The sequence below is a fragment of the Pseudomonas sp. 31 R 17 genome (assembly GCF_900004915.1).
Lineage (GTDB): Bacteria > Pseudomonadota > Gammaproteobacteria > Pseudomonadales > Pseudomonadaceae > Aquipseudomonas > Aquipseudomonas orientalis_A.
Window position 1 is genome coordinate 188,051 of the sequence record NZ_CVTN01000065.1, and the last position, 20,231, is coordinate 208,281.

General features: G+C 62.0%; 19 protein-coding genes. 12 read left to right on the forward strand and 7 right to left on the reverse strand.

The features are described 5' to 3' along the window. The first annotated feature begins 12 nt into the window (after positions 1-12). The 3 genes from BFP89_RS13130 to BFP89_RS13140 are packed head-to-tail and all read left to right on the forward strand — an operon-like array spanning position 13 to position 4,255. Positions 13-2,016: a class I tRNA ligase family protein gene (locus BFP89_RS13130; protein ID WP_242527093.1), complete on the forward strand. Its 2,004-nt coding sequence runs from the start codon at positions 13-15 to the stop codon at positions 2,014-2,016. Then, positions 2,017-2,862 carry an ABC transporter substrate-binding protein gene (locus tag BFP89_RS13135; RefSeq protein ID WP_065885904.1) on the forward strand — a complete coding sequence of 282 codons (846 nt, stop codon included), beginning with the start codon at positions 2,017-2,019 and terminating at the stop codon, positions 2,860-2,862. After that, a complete protein-coding gene (locus tag BFP89_RS13140; RefSeq protein ID WP_256097350.1) occupies positions 2,852-4,255 on the forward strand; it encodes a pyridoxal phosphate-dependent decarboxylase family protein in 1,404 nt (467 codons plus the stop codon). Before BFP89_RS13135 ends, BFP89_RS13140 begins: the two co-directional genes overlap by 11 nt. Positions 4,256-4,272: 17 nt before the next feature. Here the strand turns inward: BFP89_RS13140 and BFP89_RS13145 are convergent, their stop codons facing one another. Continuing rightward, the gene (locus tag BFP89_RS13145; RefSeq protein WP_065885906.1) at positions 4,273-4,539 is read right to left on the reverse strand and encodes a YebG family protein; all 267 of its coding nucleotides are present in this window, start codon (positions 4,537-4,539) and stop codon (positions 4,273-4,275) included. Between the two features lie 421 nt (positions 4,540-4,960). Here BFP89_RS13145 and BFP89_RS13150 point away from each other — a divergent pair, with 421 nt between their 5' ends. Then, entirely contained in the window at positions 4,961-5,449 is a 489-nt protein-coding gene (locus BFP89_RS13150) for a phosphate-starvation-inducible protein PsiE (protein WP_065885907.1), read from the forward strand. On the opposite strand, the gene BFP89_RS13155 is transcribed toward BFP89_RS13150, so the two are convergent. Both BFP89_RS13155 and BFP89_RS13160 read right to left on the reverse strand, forming a co-directional pair. Then, complete coding sequence (locus tag BFP89_RS13155; RefSeq protein ID WP_065885908.1) at positions 5,446-5,763, reverse strand: DUF3509 domain-containing protein; 318 nt, start codon at positions 5,761-5,763, stop codon at positions 5,446-5,448. The genes BFP89_RS13150 and BFP89_RS13155 overlap by 4 nt on opposite strands. A 361-nt stretch (positions 5,764-6,124) precedes the next feature. After that, positions 6,125-7,501, reverse strand: coding sequence for an L-serine ammonia-lyase (locus tag BFP89_RS13160; protein ID WP_065885909.1), 1,377 nt, complete (start codon positions 7,499-7,501; stop codon positions 6,125-6,127). A 137-nt stretch (positions 7,502-7,638) separates the two neighbouring features. Between BFP89_RS13160 and BFP89_RS13165 the strand changes: the two genes are divergently transcribed. Both BFP89_RS13165 and BFP89_RS13170 read left to right on the forward strand, forming a co-directional pair. Then, entirely contained in the window at positions 7,639-8,586 is a 948-nt protein-coding gene (locus BFP89_RS13165; RefSeq protein ID WP_065885910.1) for a LysR substrate-binding domain-containing protein, read from the forward strand. A gap of 213 nt (positions 8,587-8,799) precedes the next feature. Next, complete coding sequence (locus tag BFP89_RS13170; protein WP_016978251.1) at positions 8,800-9,210, forward strand: HPF/RaiA family ribosome-associated protein; 411 nt, start codon at positions 8,800-8,802, stop codon at positions 9,208-9,210. 54 nt (positions 9,211-9,264) lie between these two features. On the opposite strand, the gene BFP89_RS13175 is transcribed toward BFP89_RS13170, so the two are convergent. Then, positions 9,265-10,776, reverse strand: coding sequence for an MFS transporter (locus BFP89_RS13175; protein WP_065885911.1), 1,512 nt, complete (start codon positions 10,774-10,776; stop codon positions 9,265-9,267). Positions 10,777-10,880: 104 nt separating this feature from the next. On the opposite strand from BFP89_RS13175, the gene BFP89_RS13180 reads away from it, so the two are divergent. Continuing rightward, positions 10,881-11,753 (forward strand): LysR family transcriptional regulator, encoded by an 873-nt coding sequence (locus BFP89_RS13180; protein ID WP_065885912.1) that lies wholly within the window; start codon positions 10,881-10,883, stop codon positions 11,751-11,753. Between the two features lie 431 nt (positions 11,754-12,184). Here BFP89_RS13180 and fecA read toward each other — a convergent pair whose 3' ends face one another. The 3 genes from fecA to BFP89_RS13195 all read right to left on the reverse strand — a co-directional run bounded on the left by fecA (position 12,185) and on the right by BFP89_RS13195 (position 16,041). Further along, a complete protein-coding gene (gene fecA / locus BFP89_RS13185) occupies positions 12,185-14,524 on the reverse strand; it encodes a TonB-dependent Fe(3+) dicitrate receptor FecA (RefSeq protein ID WP_065885913.1) in 2,340 nt (779 codons plus the stop codon). A 90-nt stretch (positions 14,525-14,614) separates the two neighbouring features. Then, a complete protein-coding gene (locus BFP89_RS13190; protein ID WP_065885914.1) occupies positions 14,615-15,556 on the reverse strand; it encodes a FecR domain-containing protein in 942 nt (313 codons plus the stop codon). Next, on the reverse strand, positions 15,553-16,041 hold the full coding sequence (locus tag BFP89_RS13195; RefSeq protein ID WP_065885915.1) for a sigma-70 family RNA polymerase sigma factor: 489 nt from the start codon (positions 16,039-16,041) through the stop codon (positions 15,553-15,555). Before BFP89_RS13195 ends, BFP89_RS13190 begins: the two co-directional genes overlap by 4 nt. Positions 16,042-16,211: 170 nt before the next feature. Between BFP89_RS13195 and BFP89_RS13200 the strand changes: the two genes are divergently transcribed. The 5 genes from BFP89_RS13200 to BFP89_RS13220 are packed head-to-tail and all read left to right on the forward strand — an operon-like array spanning position 16,212 to position 19,972. Beyond that, positions 16,212-16,514, forward strand: coding sequence for a DUF3649 domain-containing protein (locus BFP89_RS13200; protein WP_065885916.1), 303 nt, complete (start codon positions 16,212-16,214; stop codon positions 16,512-16,514). Further along, positions 16,511-18,085 (forward strand): PepSY-associated TM helix domain-containing protein, encoded by a 1,575-nt coding sequence (locus BFP89_RS13205; protein ID WP_065885917.1) that lies wholly within the window; start codon positions 16,511-16,513, stop codon positions 18,083-18,085. Before BFP89_RS13200 ends, BFP89_RS13205 begins: the two co-directional genes overlap by 4 nt. Beyond that, on the forward strand, positions 18,086-18,412 hold the full coding sequence (locus tag BFP89_RS13210; protein ID WP_065885918.1) for a DUF3325 domain-containing protein: 327 nt from the start codon (positions 18,086-18,088) through the stop codon (positions 18,410-18,412). Positions 18,413-18,419: 7 nt separating this feature from the next. Then, the gene (locus BFP89_RS13215) at positions 18,420-18,998 is read left to right on the forward strand and encodes an RNA polymerase sigma factor (protein WP_065885919.1); all 579 of its coding nucleotides are present in this window, start codon (positions 18,420-18,422) and stop codon (positions 18,996-18,998) included. Continuing rightward, a complete protein-coding gene (locus tag BFP89_RS13220) occupies positions 18,995-19,972 on the forward strand; it encodes a FecR family protein (RefSeq protein WP_065885920.1) in 978 nt (325 codons plus the stop codon). The genes BFP89_RS13215 and BFP89_RS13220 overlap by 4 nt, the downstream gene beginning before the upstream one ends. Positions 19,973-20,231: the final 259 nt, after the last annotated feature.

The following is a 20,231-nucleotide window of genomic DNA, read 5'->3' on the forward strand; positions in this document are numbered from 1 at the left end:
AGAGCAACGACCATGAAAAAGATCAATATGTTTTCCCCGGCCAAACGCTTCTACAACGTCGACTCGCGCACCGTTGACCTGCCTGGCACTGACCTTAACCTGATGGGCTGCACCCTGGGGCCTGGCGAGGAAAGCCAGCCGCACAATCACTTTGAGGATGAGTTGTTTATTTTCACCGCTGGGCATGGCGTGGTTAAAACCGCGCAGGAGACGCTTGAAGTGCGTGCGGGGGACGCCGTGCACTGCCAGCGCTTCGAACCTCATACCCTGCGTAATCTGAGCGATCAACACCCCTTGACCTTCCATTCATTATATTGGGATGCGGGGCGCTCTAATGCGCCCGCAGCAGCGCCGGTTGTGGACACCCTGATCTACGCCACCCCGCCGACGCCGAACGGTGATTTGCACCTGGGACATCTCTCGGGGCCCTACATCGCAGGTGATGTGCTCAAGCGCGTGCTGGGCAACACCGGTGCCAGGGTTTTCTACGGCAGCGGGCGTGACGATAACCAGACGTACGTCGTAACGTGCGCAACCAAGGAAGGCATCGGTCCGGGCGCATGCGCCGATCACTATGCCCAGGCCATCCGCGAAACGTGGCAAGGTTATGGCATCGATATGGACGTGTTCATCACGCCGGATACCCAAGGTGAGTACGCGGACTTCGTTCATCACTACCTGCAACGACTGCATGAGCAGGATGTTATCTATGCCAAGGACACGCCAGTGTTCGTGGATGACGCGGGAAACGCGCTGCATGAGGCGTTCATTCATGGGGGCTGCCCGCATTGTGGTGAAAGCAGTGACGGCAATGCCTGTGAGGCCTGTGGCCAGCCCAACCAGTGCACCGACCTGACCCAACCGCGCGTTAAGCGCGATGGGCGTCAACCCCGATTAAAAATCGAAACACGCTTGTTCTTCCGCTTGAGTGCATTTGCCGACGAACTGCTCAAGTACATCCAGACGGCCAACATGCCCGCCCATGTCTATCAGCTTTGCCACACCATGCTGCGCCAGGGGCTGCCGGATATCTGCATCAGCCATCGCAGCGACTGGGGTATTCGTCACCGCCTGCCATCCGTGCAGGATCAGGTCATCTACGTCTGGTTCGAAATGGCCTTCGGTTATCTGTGGGGCGCCAGCGACCTGCCGGTTGACGGCAACGATCGCTTCGCACGTGCCGAGCAGTGCTATTCGGGCGCGATGGATGTGGTTCATTGTTACGGCTTCGACAATGCCTATTATCACACCTTGTTATTCCCGGCGATCTACCTGGCATTGGACTTGACCCCCCCGCGACACCACATTGTCAACGAACTGCTTGATCTTGATGGCAGTAAGTTCTCCACCAGTCGCCGCCATTTGATCTGGGGCCGTGAGTTTTTGGCCGAAGCCGGCAGCGATTATGCGCGCATGGCGCTCATGCTCGCGCGCCCTGAGGGGGTGAGAACCAATTTCACCGTCGATGAGATCAGCGAGCAGCTCAATGACCTGTTTGCGCAGAAATTGAATGGGTTGATCCAGCGCCTGGATCAGTGCATCGCCAGGCATGGCGGCGGCGTGCCTGAGCCTGGCGCCTGGCTGAGCGACCAGAAAACCTATCATGAAGAACTGTGCCAATGGATGGACGGGTATCGGCAGGCTGCCTCGATCCAGAGCTTCTCGCCCAAACGCATGGCCGAGCAGGTCGCTCATGTGATTCATCGCGCGTCGCGTTTCAGTGCCGCACAAGAGCATTTACTGAAGTCTTCGGCGCAACCGTTATCCAACCATGCGCGCACCGCACTGGCGCTGCAGGCCATGACCCTGCGCTGGCTTGCTTATGCCTCTTACCCGTTGATGCCGGGTATCAGCCAGCAACTGAGCGAATGGCTCAATCTGCCTGGGCTCGAACGTGACGATGTACTGGCCGGCTCGTTCTTTGCCGGCGGTCATACCCTGGCCCGCCGGCCACCTGTGAAACTGCACAGCGTGTCGGCGCAGGCACTGGCGCGGCTTATGCCGGGGCACGTCTAGATGAGCGCAGTCATGCGCGGACAACGGGTGGGTGTCGTCGGGCCTCTGACGGGCCCTCGGGCGGCGTATGGGGAGTGGCTTCGCAAGGCCGTGCAGGGGTCATCGCTACCCCTGATATGGGCGGATGATGCGGCCGACCCCGTCGTCGCGGTAGCTGCGGCGCGCCGACTGTTGGCCGGCGGGGCAGGGGTGGTCATTGGGCATTTCAACAGTGAATGCGCCCGGTCGGCCGGAGCACTCTACCAGGCGGCCGGTGTTCCCTTGCTATTGCCCGCCGCAACGGCACCAGACCTTTGCCGTACGGTCGGTGCCTTTCGCTTGTGTGCCAGTGAATTGCAGCAAGTGATCACCATTGTCGACTACCTGGCTCAGGTTTATACGCAGGTTGAAGAGTTCTGGTCGGATGGCTCGCCGTACGGCGAACGATTGGCCTCGGCTTTGCAACAGCGTCTGCTGCCGATGACGCTGCAAGGGGCAAGCCAGTCGGTATGCGCGTTGATGGGCTCGCACGTCGCGGTGGCTGCGGAAATTCGTCGAAGAGCGCGTCCGGGGACGGTTTATCTGGTGCCGGATGATTGTGTGGTCGAAGAGTTTGGCGAGTTGCTGGCGGGGACCGGCGCAATCACCCTGTGCCCCCATGCCACGCCGGATTTTGGCGACTGCGCGCGCATGGCGCTGAGGTTTGTGGCTGCTGCCGTTGAGGAGGGCTGCGCCGTACGCGAGTACCTCGATGCACATGCGGATTTCGACCAGGGTCAGTACCGACATGCCGACTACATCATGAAGTGGCACGAATATTCCATTTTTCCTGGCCATGACAAAGGACGTCATCATCATGCAACTTGAACATTCTGGAACCTTGCGCGAGTTACCCTGCATAGGCCATGACGACATCGCACCCGGCGACATTGAGATTATGCTGTCCGCGTTCCGCCAGGCCCTGACCCAGCCCCGCGCCAAGCTGTCGGCGCCGTGTGATGCCGAGCACATTACGCAGGCGGCAGAAGAGGCAGTCGGCGCCACGATTTGTGAATCAGGTATAGGCCTGGAACCCGCGTTGGAACTCTACACCAGCTTGCTTGGCCGGCACGGCGTGCCGACCGACCACCCGGGTTATCTGGCCTACATCGGTGCCCGTGCTACCCCGGCAGCCGCGTTGATGGACGGCTTGCTGTCCGCCAGTGGCATGATCGGCTCGGGATGGCTGGGCGGGGCGGGCTTGATCTGGGCGGAGAATCAGGCATTGCGCTGGTTGTGTGAGCTGGCCGGTTTGCCGGACGGCGCCGGAGGGTGTTTCGTCGGTGGTGGCACCGCGGGTAATTTCTCCGCGCTGGTGGCCGCCCGACATCGCTACCGAGAACGCGCGGGGCGGCATCAGGGGCTTTTAGTGGTGGGAGAGGGAGCCCATTCTTCAATTATCGTCAGCGCCCGGTTGCTCGACCTGGACGTGGTTACGGTGGCTTCGGATGAGCTGGGCCGTTTGACGGCTTTCGAACTGGCGAAGACCCTGGAACAACTGGCCGTGGAGGGGCGGCGCGACCATGTGGTCGCCGTGGTAGCGGTCGCCGGCGCGACCAATTCGGGACAGATTGATGATCTTTCCGGTATAGGGGAAATCGCCCGTCAGCATGCTATCTGGTTGCATGTGGATGCGGCCTATGGCGGTGCGTTCCTGTGTGTACGGAGTGTGAGGGCTCAACTGGAAGGTATTGAGCGGGCCGACTCACTGATCATCGACCCACACAAGGGCCTGTTCGTACCCTACGACTGTTGTGCGCTGCTCTATGCCAAACCCGATGAGGTTACCGCAGCTTTTACTCAGGATGCTTCCTATCTGGAGCAGATCAATGAGTCCGAGCAATGCAACCCCATGCACTATGCCTTCCATCTGTCGCGTCGGGCCCGAGGCATGCCGCTGTGGTTCTCACTGGCGGTGCATGGCATCGCGGCTTACCGGCATACTCTGGAGCGCATCCTTGTGCTCAGCGCCTACCTGCGCACGCGCATCGCCAGCCATCCGAGGCTGGAGCTGATCAAGGCGTCCGGCTTGAGCGTTATCCTGTTCACGCGCCACGGCTGGCAAGCCGACGATTATGATCGCTGGGCGCAGCGTTGCCTGCGTGACGGTGTTGCCCTGGTGGTCCCTTCTCGCTGGCAGGGGAAGACCGTGATGCGGATATGCATCATGAACACAACGCTGGATGAGCAGCGATGTGATGACCTGCTGGCTGACCTCTGAAGAATGCGTGCTGATTTCTATCCTTCGGCATCGGCTGGAGCATTCAGCTCATTGAGCGCCATTGCGTTGTTTTTGAAGGCGGTTGCGAAGATGGCGCGATTTTTTGCCATGTAGATACTTGCATCTTCGGCGTGTTTTTCGGAGAGGCCGGCGACGTTTTTCATCAATACGTCCGTCAGGGCCTCTGCCAGTTCAAGCATCTGATCGTGAGCGTCGGCAAGTTTTCGGTCCACGAACGTAGTCTCCAAATCCCGGGTACTGCGGTAAAGGGTCTCAACAGCCATTTTGGCCTCGTCGTAATATCAAGTGTTGAATGGGGTCGCCCCGGCGCTGCGGGCTTTGTGCTGTGTCCGACAAGCTACGCAATCATCGAGTCTGCGGTTCGAGTGTCCTGACCAGATAGGGCGCATCTGACATATCCAGGCATTCACGACCCTTACCTCTGGTGCATACTGTGTTTATATACAGTTAAAAGCAAGCGAAACATTTGGCGTTGGAGGGCAGGTTTTTAATGTAGTCGGAAAATTGCGAGTTGCTACGCCGCAAACGCGCATTGTGGCTGAATGCCATGATCTGAGTGAATAAAGTGCCTCATGTCACTCGGCCACCCTCTCACCAGCGGCCTCTGGCTTTTTTCCTGCATGCAGAACAACCGTCACCTCCACCCCGCATTATCCGGTCGCACCGACCTAAGGAAGCAACATCGTGAAAATCAACTGGGCCGAAAAGCTGCGCCGGCAAGTCCATGGGCTGGCCGAGTCGCTGGGCAATCTGTTTGTGGAGTCGTTCCATTACCTGGCGCTGTTCGCCATTGGTGCAGTGACCGCCTGGGCGGCGGTGATGGAGTTTCTGGGGATGCTGGAGAACGGGCACATCAAGATCGATGACATCTTGCTGCTGTTCATCTACCTGGAACTGGGCGCGATGGTGGGGATTTACTTCAAGACCAACCACATGCCCGTGCGCTTCCTGATCTACGTGGCCATCACCGCGCTGACGCGGCTGCTGATCTCCAACGTGTCCCATCACAATCCGCCGGACGTGGGCATTATCTACTTGTGCGGTGGGATTCTGCTGTTGGCCTTCGCGATTCTGGTAGTGCGCTACGCGTCGTCGGCGTTTCCTTCGGTGAAAGTCGAAGGCCCGCGTCGCAAGGGCGAGGCGAGCCTGGAGACCGAGAAGGGCGAGCTTTAGAGCCCGACGCTGAAAGGCAGGTGACGGGTGGGCGGTCGCTGCAACAGCTTGTGATTGTCCCCATCCGTCATCACCGCCAGGATTTCCATGGCGCTGTGACCCTGCTCGATGGCAATACCGAACTGGATGCTTTGCACCAGGCGCTTGAGCCGTTGCGGGTCGTTGCGTTGTTCGGCGCTGATCATGCGCTTGGCCACTACGCCGCCGTCATCGGAGAGGGTGAGCATGATGCTGCCGTCCAGCCGCTGAATGCTTAGGTTGACGCGGTATTGTGGGCTGAAGGTGTCGGTGATGATCTGAAAAGGGTTGTCCATGGTGCGTTACCGCCTGATAAGAACATGCAGTCATTGACGACCGGTGTCGGGAATAGTTCGCGTTGCCTGACCACCGGCCAAAGTCCGTTTTCCTCAAAAGCTCTACAGCAAGGGGCGTGCCGTACAGGTGCTGGGGAGGCTTTTTGTAGGAGCGAGCTTGCTCGCGAAAAACTCACAGGCACCGCGTTCATTCAGAAAGCACGGGTTATCGTTGACGTTTTTCGCGAGCAAGAGCTAGGCGCCCCCCTCGCTCCTACAGACCGGCATCAAGGTAAGCCCCTCCCACATTTGAACTGTGTTGTGCTTGGGGGAAGTGACCTGTTTCAGGGCAATGTCGAGAAAACGATCGCAGACGGCGCAATCAGCACTCCACCCAGCTGACCGCCAGGCCGCCCCGTGACGTTTCTTTGTATTTGTCATGCATATCGGCGCCGGTATCGCGCATGGTGCGGATCACCCGGTCGAGGGAAATGAAGTGCTTGCCATCGCCGCGCAGGGCCATTTGGGTGGCGTTGATCGCCTTGACGGCCGCGATGGCGTTGCGCTCGATGCACGGCACCTGCACCAGTCCGCCGACGGGGTCGCAGGTCAGGCCGAGGTTGTGTTCCAGGCCGATTTCGGCGGCGTTTTCCAACTGTTCGGGGGTGGCGCCAAGGATATCCGCCAGCCCGGCGGCGGCCATGGCGCAGGCCGAGCCGACTTCACCCTGGCAGCCGACTTCGGCGCCGGAGATCGAGGCGTTCTTTTTACAGAGGATGCCGACGGCGGCGGCGGCCAGGAAGAAATTGACCACGTCGTCGTCAGACGCGTCGGCATTGAACTTCATGTAGTAATGCAGCACGGCAGGAATGATCCCCGCCGCGCCATTGGTCGGCGCGGTGACCATGCGCCCGCCGGCGGCGTTTTCTTCGTTGACGGCGAGGGCGAACAGGTTGACCCACTCCATGGCCGACAGGGTTGACGTGATGACATTGGGCTTGCCGATTTCCAGCAGGCTGCGGTGCAATTTCGCCGCACGACGCGGGACGTCCAAACCACCGGGCAGAATGCCTTCATCGCGCAGGCCCTGTTCCACGCACGCGCGCATCACCGACCAGATATGCAGCAGGCCGCTGCGGATGGCTTCGTCGCTGCGCCAGGCACGTTCGTTGGCCATCATCAATTCCGAAACCCGCAGGCCGTGCTTGTTGCACAAGGCCAGCAGTTCAACGGCGCTGGAAAAGTCGTAGGGCAATTGCACGTCGCTGGTCGGCGCAATGCCCGATGCGGCTTCGGCAGCTTCGATGATGAAACCCCCGCCCACCGAATAGTAGGTTTGCTCGCTCAACAGGCCGCCGTCGCCGTAGGCGTGCAGGGACATGGCGTTGGGGTGGTAGGGCAGGCTTTCGTCGAGCAGCAGCAGGTCGGTGTGCCAGTCGAAGGCAATGGCCTGTTGGCCGGCGAGTAACAACTGGCCGGACTCGCGCAGTTGCTGAATGCGCGCGTTGATCGAGGTGGGGTCGACCTGATCCGGCCATTCGCCCATCAAGCCCATCACACAGGCGCGGTCAGTGGCGTGGCCGACACCGGTGGCAGACAGCGAACCGTACAAGCGCACTTCGACACGCCGAGTTTGGCTGAGCAACTGCTGGTCGGCCAGTGCCTGGGCAAAGGTCGCGGCAGCCCGCATCGGCCCAACGGTATGGGAGCTGGACGGGCCGATGCCCACCTTGAATAGATCGAAAACGCTGATAGCCATGCTAAAGCCTTACAAGCAATGGAGTGGAAGTCGCTGCCATGTTTTGTAGAGCAAGCGGAGTTGAAGCGATACTGGGCCTCTGGATTGGTACTGACCAACGAATTATCCTAAGACACCCTTTAGCAGGACTAAACGCTATGACCCGGCCCCTTCATGGCCAGACCTATTCCTGGCTGCATGTCTTTTCCTGTGCTGCGCGGCACCTTTCGTTCACCCGCTGCGCGGAGGAGTTGCACATCACGCCGGGCGCGGTGAGCCAGCAGATCCGTCAGTTGGAAGAGCGCCTGGGCTTCAGACTGTTTCACCGCCGTGCACGGGGTGTGGAACTGAGCGCCGAAGGGCAGCGCCTGGCGGCGGTGGTAGGGGAGGCCTATGGCAGCATCGACGCCGAATTGCAGCGTCTGGACGCCGGGATGATCAGCGGCACCTTGCGCCTGCGCTCGATTCCGTCGTTTCTCGGCAAGTGGCTGACCCCGCGCCTGCCACGCTTGCAGCAGCGTTTTCCGGACATTCAGTTGCGCATGGTTGCCGAAGACAGCAGCGTCGCGCTGCACGAGGGCGACTTCGACCTGGCCATCGACCTGAACGACGGCAGCTATCCCGGATTGTTATCCACAGCCCTGTTGGATGAGCAGATATTTCCGGTGTGCGCCCCCAGCCTGTTGCGTGGCCGGCCGCCACTGCATGGCCCGGCCGACCTTGCCCACTTTCCGTTGTTGCACGACATCACCGCCTGGCGTGGGAGTTATGAGTATGCCGAGTGGGAGTTCTACCTGAATGAAATCGGTTACCGCGATGCCGATGTGCGTCGCGGGCACACCTTCAACCGCAATCACCTGACCATCGAAGCCGCCATTGCCGGCATGGGCGTGGCCATTGCGCGGCGCACCTTGCTCAATGATGAGCTGGAACGAGGGACCCTGATCGTGCCGTTTGGCCTGGCCGTGCCCAACCATAAACGCTACGTGCTGCTGTATGCGCCGGGCGCATTGAGTCACCCCGGCGTGCGGGCGGTGCACGACTGGCTGGTGGAAGAAGCGGGGATTTTTCGCGCGTTGCACCCGTTGGGAGCGGCGCCATCGTGAGGAAAACAGGAGGTAAGAAGTTGTAACTAACTCCCCACCCTACCAGCGTTCTTGCTCGTCGTCAGGGTTAATTTGTAATGTAGGATTTATCTTTGCAAAGGGGTTGAAATGTTTCAGCAGGTGCTCAATTGTGTAACCAAGAGGTCATGGTTTCACCACCCCGGTGTTGCAGTTTGTGATCTCTGGCGAGCTAGCTGAAATAAGGGAAGAACTATGCAAATCCAAGTCAATAGCGATAACCATATTGAAAGCAGCATCCGACTGGAGGAGTGGGTACGTACCACCATTGAGAGCACGCTCGAACGTTATGAAGAAGACCTGACCCGTGTGGAGGTCTACCTGCGGGATGAGAACGGCGACAAGCCAGGTCCCCACGATTTAAGTTGCCGCCTCGAGGCCCGGCCAAAAGGCCACCAACCGCTTTCGGTGCTGCACAAGGCCGATACGCTGGAGCAAGCGATCGATGGCGCGGCCACCAAGCTCGACCATGCGCTGGAGCATCTGTTCGGCAAACTGCAAGGCAAGCCCCGCGCTGCCGGTAAAAACCAGCCGACCACCAAAGTCAATGAAGATGAGCTTGAACAGGAGTTTCTAGAAAAAGAACGGGCCGTATTCAACGGCTGATAGTTTTTTGACTCCCCATTGAAGACGGGCCTGCGCATGCAGGCCCGTTTTCGTTTAACGGCGCTGTTTGAAGAAATACCCGCTGAGCAGCGCCAGTCCGCACGCACCCAAGCCTGCAAAGAGCATGGCCCAACCGGCACCGCTGCGCAGAGCCGCACGGGCCTCGTTGAGCGCCAATCCCGGCGCATCCAGCTTGCCCGCCGCGAGGTGCTGACTGAGGGCCGGCCAATCCATTGCCGTGCCCGGCGGCAGTACATCGGCCAGGTGATGGCCGATCCCCAACAACAGCACCAGGCCCATCAGCGCGATATTGAGCGCCAGGGTGATCAGCCGGGCGCTGAAGTCGATGCCCGAGGCCATGCCTGCGCGATCAGCCGAGACGGCGCCGGTGGTGGTGTTGGTAGTGGGCGAGTTGGTCAGCGCCAGGCCAGTGCCGGCCATCACGCAACCGAGCAGTATCAGCAGGCTGTGCGGCTGTGCGGCGACATTGGCCACGAACATCGCCAGAAACCCCGCGCCCATGGTCGCCAGGCCCAGCGGGATGATGCGTTCGGCGCCGTAGCGCAGGGCCAGGCGTTCGGCCAGGGGCGGCACCAGCAAGGTCGGCAAGGTGTAGGCGAGCAGGGCGCCGCCCGTGGTCAGGGTGTCGTAGCCCAGGCCCGCCTGGAAATACAGCGGCAGGTAGATCATGAACGGCCAGAAGCTGAAGTTCATGCCGATCGAGCCCATCAGCGCCCCGTTGAAGCGCCGGATACGGAACACCGAGAAATCGAACATCGGATGGGCACTGCGCTTTTCAACCACGACGAACAGCAACAACGCCACCAGCGCCAGGCCCGCCCAGCCGAGCATGGCCGGTGTGGCGAAGCCGTGCTCGGTGCCCTGGGTGATGAAGTAGACCAGGGCGAACACCGCCAGCGTCAAGGTCAGCATGCCGGCAATGTCCAGGCGATGGCTGGCCGGGTCGCGGGACTCCTGCACGCTGATGCGCAACAGCACCAGGGTGAACAGGCTGAGCGGTACGTGGGCGAGAAACACCCAGCGCCAATCGGCGACTGCCAGGATCAGCGCACCGACCATCGGCCCGAACCCCAGGCCCACGCCGGCAATCACGCCCCAGATCGCGAAGGCCCGGGCACGTGCGGCCGGTTCACGAAACAAGTGCGACAGAATCGCGAACTGGCAGATCATCATTGCGCCGGCGCCGATGCCCTGGACGAAGCGCGCCGCGATCAGCAGGGTCGCGTCGGTGGCCAGCCCGCAAGCCACTGAAGCCAGGCCGAACAGCCACAGGCACAGCACCAGCACGCGTCGACGGCCAAAGCGATCGGCCAGGGTGCCCGCTGCCATCAGTACGCTGGTGCAGGCCAGGGTGTAGGCGTTCATGATCCACTGGGCGTCTTGAAATCCTGTGCCCAATTCGCGTTCAAGGGTGGGCAGGATGACCGGTACGCTGGAGATTTCCAGGCCGAACATCAGGGCCACCAGGCACACGGCTGTGAGCGCCAGGCCGTTTCTGGTGGTATGCGCGGGGCTTGAGGCCGATAGAGCGGCGGCGGGTGGCATACGCAGTTCCTTAAGAGAGAGGGAGGGATTATTCTCTCGGGAATTGGGTTCTTTATTTGCGATAACTCTTCCCTTGATAGGGGAGCCAAAGGCGACAATCTACGATGTCTACCCCACGTTTCGATGGTGTCGAGCTGTTTCTGCAAATCGTCGAGAGCGGCAGCCTGAGCGCGGCCGCCGAGCGCCTGAACCTCACGCGCTCGGCGGTGGGCAAGGGCCTGGCGCGGCTTGAAGCGCGCCTGGGCACCTGCCTGTTGCAACGCTCCACGCGCCGCCAGCGTCTGACCGAGGATGGGCAGGCCTACTACGAGCACTGTCTGCGCGCGCTGGCGGAGCTGGAGGCCGCCGAGTCCGTGCTGGAAAGCGGCCGTCAGCAGCCGCGCGGGCGCTTGCGCGCGAGTTTGCCGCTGGCGTTTGGTCACCACTATGCCGCGCCTGCCCTGTGGGGCTTGATGGAGCGTTATCCGGACCTTGAGATCGACATTTGCTTCTCCGACCGCATGATCGATCTGGCGCAGGAAGGCTTCGATATTGCCGTGCGTATCGGCCCGTTGCCGGATACCGACCACCTGAGTGCGCGGCGTCTGGGGGAGCAAGTCATGGGATTGGCGGCGTCACCGGCGTATTTGCAGCGCAGGGGTCGAATTGAACGTATCGAGGCGTTGGCGGCTCATCGCGGCATTGCTTACCGCAGCAACAGCGTCCATCGCTCGCGGCTGGTCACGCCCCTGGTGCTGGACGACCTCCAGGCTGTGGCCGATGCGGCGATTGCAGGCGTGGGCCTGGCCTGGTTACCGAGTTGGTTGATTGCCCACTATGCGCTGCGCGGGCAACTGGAGGCGGTACTGCCCGGCTATCGCGAGCAGCCGGCCCCCATCCATGTGATCTGGCCGACGGCGCCGCACATGCCGGCCAAGACACGATGCGCCATTGATGCGCTGGTCGCGGCCACCCCAAGTTGCCTGGCGGGCAGTTAGAACCCGAATCCTGGACACATTTGATCTTCATCTACCCGAAGTTGACCACCGGCCGGATTGTCCGACTTTCGAGGAATTGGCTTCAGGCAAGTACTCACTGGCTGCACATAAAACCAATGTGGGAGGGGGCTTGCCCCCGATGCAGTGGTTCAGTCAACACATACAGTGACTGACATACCGCCATCGGGGGCAAGCCCCCTCCCACATTTGATCTTCATCTACCCGAAGTTGACTACCGGCCGGATTGTCCGACTTTCAAGGAATTGGCTTCAGGCAAGTACTCACTGGCTGCACATAAAACCAATGTGGGAGGGGGCTTGCCCCCGATGTGGTGGTTCAGTCAACACATACAGTGACTGACCCACCGCAATCGGGGGCAAGCCCCCTCCCACATTTGGATGTGTTGTGGCCCGCAAATTGAAGGCAGACAGTCAGAACGCGATAGACGTCTGCACATACACCGTGCGCGGTTCACCCACGTATTTGCCCTTGTTGTTATCGTCGAACGAGCGCGTGTAGTACTGCTTGTTGAAGATGTTCTTCACCCCGACCGCGACGTTCAAGTCCGACAGCTGCGGGCCGAAGTCATACGCTGCGCGGCTGCTGAACAGCATGTAGCCGGGGATGCGTCCGTTCGCGCCGTCGGCGCTTTCGGCCTGGGTGTTGGCGTTGTCGGCGAACTGGCTGCTCTGGTAGCTGCTGTCCAGGTTGAGCTTCCACGGGCCTTCGGTGTACCCCACGCCGAGGGTGCCTTTGTGTTTGGACGAGAAGGGCACGCGATTGCCTTTGTTCGGGCCGTCTTCACGGATGGTCGCGTCGACATACGCATAGCTGGCGTAGACATCGAAGCCGGCCAGCGCCGGGCTCACGCCGTCGAGGGCGTAGTTGAGGCTCGACTCGATGCCCTGGTGCCGCGTTTCACCGCGGGCGATCACGGTGTCGTTGGTCTGGTTGCTGTCGTACTGGTTGTCGAAATTGATCAGGAACGCACCGATTTCCGCGCGCAGGCTGCCGTTGTCATAGCGTGTGCCGAGCTCCCAGGTGCGGGCTTTTTCCGGCTTCACTTCGCCGCTGTTCACGCGGTTGGGCATCTGGCTGTACTGCACGCTGCCGAACGAGCCTTCAGTGTTGGCGTAGAGGTTCCAGTCGTCGGTGAGGTGGTAGAGCACGTTCAACGCCGGCAGCGCGGTGTTGTAGTCGCCTTTGTATTTGACGTTGCTCAGGTTGTTGGTCTGTTGGGACTCGATCATTTCGTAGCGGATGCCCGGCGTGAGGGTCCACTTGCCGATATCGATACGGTCGTCGATGAAGAACGCATTGGCTTCGGTGCCGCCACGGGTGTCGCGGTCGTTGCGGCTGTCGGTGGTCGGCAGTTGCTGATTGGCGGCAATCGGCGTGCGGTAGCGCAACTCGTGGCCGGCTTCGTTGATGTAGCGGTAGCCGACGCCGACTTCGTGGCTGGTGGGGCCGAGGTCGAAGCCTTGGGCGAAGCGGGTTTCCAGGCCGCGTACCCAATACTCGCGGGGGGACAGCGAGAGGAAGTTGCCTTGATCGAGGTAACCGCTGCGCAGGGTCTTGGTGAAGAAACTGTTGACCGTGAATTCACGGCGATCCTGCTCGTAGCGGTAGCCGACGTTGAACATCGTGCGGCGGCCCCAGAATTTGTCGTAGGGGCGGGTCGACTGGTACGGGTCGGCCTTGTAGTCCTTGACGTTCAAGCCCCCAGGCATATCGGCCTCGCCGTCGTAGTACTGCGCCATGGCGTTGAAGCTGTTGGCGTCATCCAGCTGGTATTTACCCTTGAGGATCAGGTCATCGATGCGCGTGTCGCTGTTTTCACGCCAGTCGCCGCCACGGGTGCCGGAATACAGGAGTGCGCCGCCCAGGCCATTGTCGGCGGTGCCGCCGGCCAGCAGGTTGCCGGTGGTCTTGAAGCCATCGTGGCTGGAGGACGGGTTGGTCTCGGTCTGCAGGCCGCCTTTGACGGTGGGCGCATCCGGAATCGCGCGGGTCACGAAGTTGACGATGCCACCGACGTTCTGCGGGCCGTAGCGCACTGCGCCGCCGCCGCGCACCACGTCCACCGCGTCCATGTTGCCCATGCTGATCGGTGCAAATGAAAGTTGCGGCTGGCCATAGGGTGCGAAGGGCACGGGAATACCGTCCATCAACACCGTGGAGCGTGATGCCAGCCGTGGGTTGAGCCCGCGAATGCCGAAGTTCAGTGCCATGTCATGGCTGCCGGTGCCGTTGTTGTCCGGGGCATTGACGCCGGGGATGCGGTTGAGCACGTCGCGGGCCTGGGTTGCGCCCTGGCGTTCGAATTCGTCACGGCGGATGACGTCACGGGCGCCGGGATGCTCGAACACGTTGGTCTGCGCCGCGTCACCGAGCCAGTCGCCGACCACGTTGGAGGTTTGCAGCTCGAGGGTGGCCGGGGCACCGGCCGGTTGCAGGCTGTAGGCGTTGTCACCCTCGGCGCGGGCTTGCAGGCCACTGCCTTCCAACAGTTTATCCAGGCCTTCGGCGGTGCTGTAGTTGCCCGTCAAACCAGGGCTTTGGCGACCGGCGGTGACCTCGGAACCGAAGGACACCAGCACCCCGGCTTCACGGCCGAACTGGTTCAGGGCCGCTTCCAGGCTCGTCGGCGCGATGTGATAGGCCTTGGTGTCGGCCGCCATCGCCGCCGGGGGCAGCGCGGCCAGGCTGAGGCTGGCGCCGAGCAGGAGTTGGCGCAGGGTACGGGCAAGAAGCGTCGGTTGCGGGGGCATGAAGGGTGGTCCTGAGAAGGAAGGATCAAGGGGGCTTTCCTTCTCTGTCACGCGAAGTAGGGAAAACGGCTCAGCGGTTTTCAAAAAACTTCACGCACGGGCCTGAACCGTCACCCAGTAGCGGGTAAAACGCCGCACTTTTACCGGCAGGCTGACTTCCAGCAGGTCGAGAATGCGTTCGCTGTCATCCAGCGGATAACTGCCGGACAGCAGCAGGTTTGCCACCTGCGGGTCGCAATTGAGCTGGCCCCGGCGATAGCGCCCGAGTTCGCCGAGAAAATCTTCCAGGCGCATATGCGCGGCCACCAGCATGCCGTCAGCCCAGGCGCCGCTGTTGGCGTCGGTGGGACGAGGGCTGTCCCAGCCCTTGCGGGTGTAATTGACCTGATGCGCGGCGTCCACCCTCAGCGGCAGGCCGCTGTAATGGTTGGGCATCACGTCGACACGGCCATCGAGCACCGCCAATTGGGTATGGTCATTGAACTGCCGCACGTTCAGGCGCGCCGCTTGGCTGCTAAGCAAACCCTGGCCGGTCAGCACGCGCAGCGGCGTGGCACCGGCTCGGGCGGTCAGCAGGATTTCACCTTCGAGCAGGCGGATCAGGCGCTGGTGGCCATCGAAATGCACATCCACCGCACTGCCGGTGTTGAGCTGCAACTGGCTGCCGTCGGCCAGCTGCACGCGACGACGCTGGCCGACAGGGCTGCGGTAGTCAGCCGTCAACGGCGGCAAAATGTGTTGCTGGCGCAGGCTCCAGGCTGCCGCCGAACCCGCGCCGAGGATCAACAGCAGCTTCAGCGCCTGGCGCCGGCTGGTGGAGGTCGGTGCATTCAACGCCGCGTGCGCCAGCGGCGAAGGCAGGCCACGCAGGCGCTGGTTGACGCGCTGGATCTGGTCCCACGCACGCTGATGTTCGCTATGCGCCTCCAGCCATTGCTGCCAGGCCGCCTGCTGGCGCGGGTCGAGCGCGCCTTGCTGCATTTGCAGCAACCAGTGCACGGCCTGTTCGGCAACCTGGGTCGAGACATTCATAGGGCGAAGTAGCAGCGCAGGGCGGCTTTATGCAGGTGGCGCTTGACCGTGGCAATGGAAATGCCCAGTTGCGCGCCGATCTGTGCGTAGGCCAGGCCATCGAGTTGGGCCAGCAGGAACGCGCGTTTGACCTGCACCGGCAGGCCTTCGAGCAGTTGGTCCAGTTCCACCAGGGTTTGCAGGATGATTGCGCGGTCTTCTTCCGACGGCGCGACGTGCTCCGGCATTTGCGCCAGGGCGTCGAGGTAGGCGCGTTCAAGGTCCTGGCGACGGTAGTAGTTGAACAGTACGCGTTTGGCGACCGTGGTGAGAAAGGCGCGCGGTTCGATCAGCGTGGGCGCTTCCCGCGCGCTGAGCACGCGGATGAAGGTATCGTGCGCCAGGTCGGCGGCGCTTTGCGGGCAGCCGAGCTTGCGTCGCAACCAGCCGGTGAGCCAGTGGTGATGGTCGTTGTACAGAACTTCGACGGTGTTGGACGGCGGCAACGTGATCACTCCATCAGCATCGGCATGCTTTAGAGAACAAGAATTGTTCGCATTGTAGGGCCGCAAACACGGTTCGGCAATCGACCCGAGCAGGTGATTCATCCGTTCTCTTTTGCTTATGAGAATATTTATCATTAATATTGCGCGCTGATGAACTTGGCGCCTGCCGCATGAAAAGCAAAACCTCACTGCCCGCCTCTTATCGCCTCGCCGTCACTTCGCGCGTACTGGCGGCTGTGGTCGGTGGATATCTGATGGCCTCGCTGGCCGCGATCTGCCTTGCGCTGTGGCTGCCGACGACGCGCGCCGACGCGGTGATTGTCGGCATGATGAGTTCATTCGTGTTCTACCTGCTGGCGGTGCTCTGGTGTTTCGCCTGCCGCACCGCGTGGCGCGCATGGGCCGGGGTGATGCTGCCCAGCGCGCTGCTCGCGACCCTGGCGGGCATCGGGTTCTGGGTGGTGCGCACATGAAAGAGGGTTTTCGCCAGGCCATGGCCTGGCTGCATACCTGGGCCGGATTGATTTTCGGCTGGCTGCTGTTTGCGATTTTCCTGACCGGCACCCTGGCCTATTTCAAGGACGAAATAACCCACTGGATGCAGCCCGAAGTCCAGGCCCATCCGGTGGACGACGCGCGCAGCCTCGCCGTAGCGCAAGACTACCTGCAGCAACAGGCGCCCACGGCCGCGCGCTGGTTCATTACCTTGCCCAACAGCCGCGACCCCGGCCTGTCGGTGATGTGGCAGGACAAGGTCGACCCCGGCAAGCGCGGCAACTTCATCCAGAAAGTCCTCGACCCGGTCAGCGGCCAGGCGGTGCAGGCCCGCGAAAGCATGGGCGGTGAATTCTTCTACCGCTTCCACTTCCAACTGCAGATGCCTTACCCATGGGGCCGCTGGCTGTCGACCCTCGCCGCCATGGTGATGTTTGTCGCGCTGATCACCGGCATCATTACCCACAAGAAAATCTTCAAGGACTTCTTCACCTTCCGCCCGCGCAAGGGCCAGCGCTCCTGGCTGGACGGGCACAACGCGGTGGGCGTGCTGGTGCTGCCGTTTCACCTGATGATCACCTACAGCAGCCTGGTGATTTTCATGAGCATGGTGATGCCGGCGCCGATCGTGGCCTCCTATGGCAATGACAGCCGTGCCTTCTTCAATGAAGTGTTTCCCAGTTCCGATAATGCGCCCGCACTCGGCCAGCCGGGTAGGTTGCTGCCGTTGTGGCCGATGTACCAGCAGGCGCAGCAACAGTGGGCGGGGGGGCATGTCGGGCGTCTGGCGGTGAATAACCCGAGCGACGTCAACGCCTCGGTGAATGTATTTCGCGCCGGCTCCGACAGCGTGGTGCATGATTTCGGCAGCACTGTTTCCTTCAACGGCACCACGGGCGAGTTGCTGCGGGTCAGTGGTGAACCGTCCTTGCCGTCGGTCATCGGTGGCAGTTTCTACGGCTTGCACATGGGCCATTTCGCCGGCCCGGTGCTGCGGTGGTTGTATTTCATCTGCGGCCTGGCAGGCACGGCGATGATCGGCACAGGCCTGGTGATATGGCTGGGCAAGCGTCAGCTCAAGCACGCCAAAACCGGTGTGATGCCCTTTGAACTGCGGTTGGTGGAGGTGCTGAACATCGCCAGCATGTCGGGGCTGATGATCGCCATCGCGGCGTTCTTCTGGGCCAATCGACTGCTGCCGGTGAGTATGGCCGAACGTTCCGACTGGGAAGTGCAGAGCTTCTTTATCGCCTGGGGGCTGAGCCTGGTGCATGCCATGCTACGGCGCGGTCGCCAGGGCTGGGTCGAGCAGTTGAGCCTGGGCGCGCTGCTGTTTATGGCCATCCCGTTGATTAACGCCCTGACTACGCCGTATCACTTGGGCACTTCGCTGATGAGCCGCGACTGGGCCATGGCCGGCTTCGACCTGACGTGCCTGGCCGGCGGCCTGTTCCTGGGATGGGCCGCCTGGAAGATGCAGCGTCGCGCCGCGTTGCAGCCCAAGGCAGAGCGCGCGCGTGCATTGGCGTTCAAGCAGGAGGCCGGCTGAATGTTGCTCGCGCTGCTGCTGTGCTACGCCGGGTTTACTGCGCTGTGCCTGGCCACCGATCGTCATCACGGCGAGTTGCTGCGCAGCAAACCCACGCCTGCACGGCGCCTGGGGCTGCGGGCGCTCGGCTGGTTGCTGCTGACCCTGTCGATCTGGCCGGCGGTGGCCGTCACCGGTTGGGGCCAGGGCCTGGTGGAGTGGTGCGCGGTGTTGATGCTCAGCGCTCTGCTTTTGGTGCTGCTGTTGCCGTACCGGCCACGGCTGGCCTTGATCCTCGCGGGCGTCGGCGTGCTGGCCAGCCCGTTCGCGGCGTTTGGCCTTTTCTGAGCTGCCCATGATGATCAGCCCGCCGCCCAAGCAACAGGACACCGCGCACCCGGACGCGGCCGGGGGGCGTGCGCATTTCCTGCAGGTGTTCCTGTCCCAGCGTTCACAGATGGAGGCCTTGGTCAGCCGCCGTGTCGGTTGCCGCGCCACGGCGGCTGATCTGGTGCAGGACCTGTTCCTGCGCTTCTGGCGCCGCCCCCTGGTGCAGGTCGAAGAGCTCAGCACCTACCTGCTGCGCTGCGCCGGCAATATCGCCATCGACCATTTGCGCAGCGAAGGCGCCCGCGTGCGCAGCAACGAGGGCTGGTTGCCGGAGCAACAGGACAACCAGGGCTGCGAACCCCAGGCTGCCCTCGAAGCAGGCAATGACCTGCGGCATGTCGAAGCCGCCTTGCGCAGCCTGCCCGAGCGCACCCGGCAGATTTTCCTGCTCAACCGCATTCACGGGCGCAAATACGCAGAGATCGCCAAGGCCATGGGCCTGTCCCAAAGCGCCGTGGAAAAACACATGATGCGGGCCCTGCACGCGTGCAAGGCGAGCCTGCGCGAACCGTCAGTCCCACGTACGCCAGGGAACGCATCGTGAACGTCACACCCACGCCCGCCCAGGAACAGGCCGCGCTCGACTGGCTGAGCCGGCTGCACGACCAGCCCGGCAGCGGCGATCAAGCCTCCTTCAGCCGATGGCTGCGCGCCGACCCCGCCCATATCGAAGCCTACGCCCAGGCCCAGGTGCTGTGGGAGTTGAGCGAGGTGCCGGCACGCACCCTGGCCGACGAAGACGCACAGGCCTTGCTGGGTTACCTCGATGCGATGCGCCGTTCCGGGCGCTCGCGCCTGGTGCGTGGGGCCGGCGCCCTGGCCATGGCGGCCTGTTTGTTGCTGATGGTGTCGATGGGCGCCGGTTGGCAGCCGTCGCGTTGGGTCGATGACCTTGGCGCCGATTACGTGACGGCGCCAGGGCAGGTGAGGACCGTCACCCTGGCCGATCAGTCCCGCGTCACCCTCGACGCCGACAGCGCGATTGCCGTGGATTTCAGTCACGGCGAGCGGCATATCCAATTGCGCCGCGGGGCCGGTTTTTTCCGCGTTGTCCACACCGGCCAGCCCTTCGTGGTCGAGGCGGGCGACGGAGAAACGCGGGTGCTGGGCACACAGTTCGAAGTACGCCTGCAACCGGCAGGGGCCCAGGTGACCGTGCTGTCGGGCCGGGTTGGCGTAACGCCCTCCGCACAGGCGCCGCAGCAAATTCTGACGGCAGGCCAGCAAGTGGCCTACGCCGACGGTGTAGCCGAGCCGCTGCACTCGGTGGACAGCGAATCACGCCTGGCCTGGCGCGACGGTTGGCTCAATTACTACAAGGCGCCGCTGGCCGAGGTGGTCAGGGACCTCGCGCGTTACTACCCGGGCCGCATCCTCCTGCTCAATGCCGAGATGGGCGCCAGGCGCGTCAGCGGCAGCTTTCCAAGCGACGACCCTGTCGCCGTGTTGAAGGCCTTGCAAGCGGTCCTCGGCTTCGAGCAGCACACGCTGCTGGGGCGGGTGATTGTGTTGCGCTAGGCGCACCATGGCGTTCAACTCGGCACCGATCAACGGCCTCCACCGATTGCGATGTATCAGCTACAGATAGGCTGACTGATACGCTGCTATCGAGGATAGGTATCTACACCACTCTGTAACTCCCAAACGTAACCACGATGCGAAGCGAGCCGCTCTTGATCTTGCTCTGCTTTTGATCCTAGGCGCCCCGTTAAACCACGCTGGCCGAACGCAGGCTTGAATCCGTGGGCAACCCGGCAGGACGCCGGGTTAGCCGCAC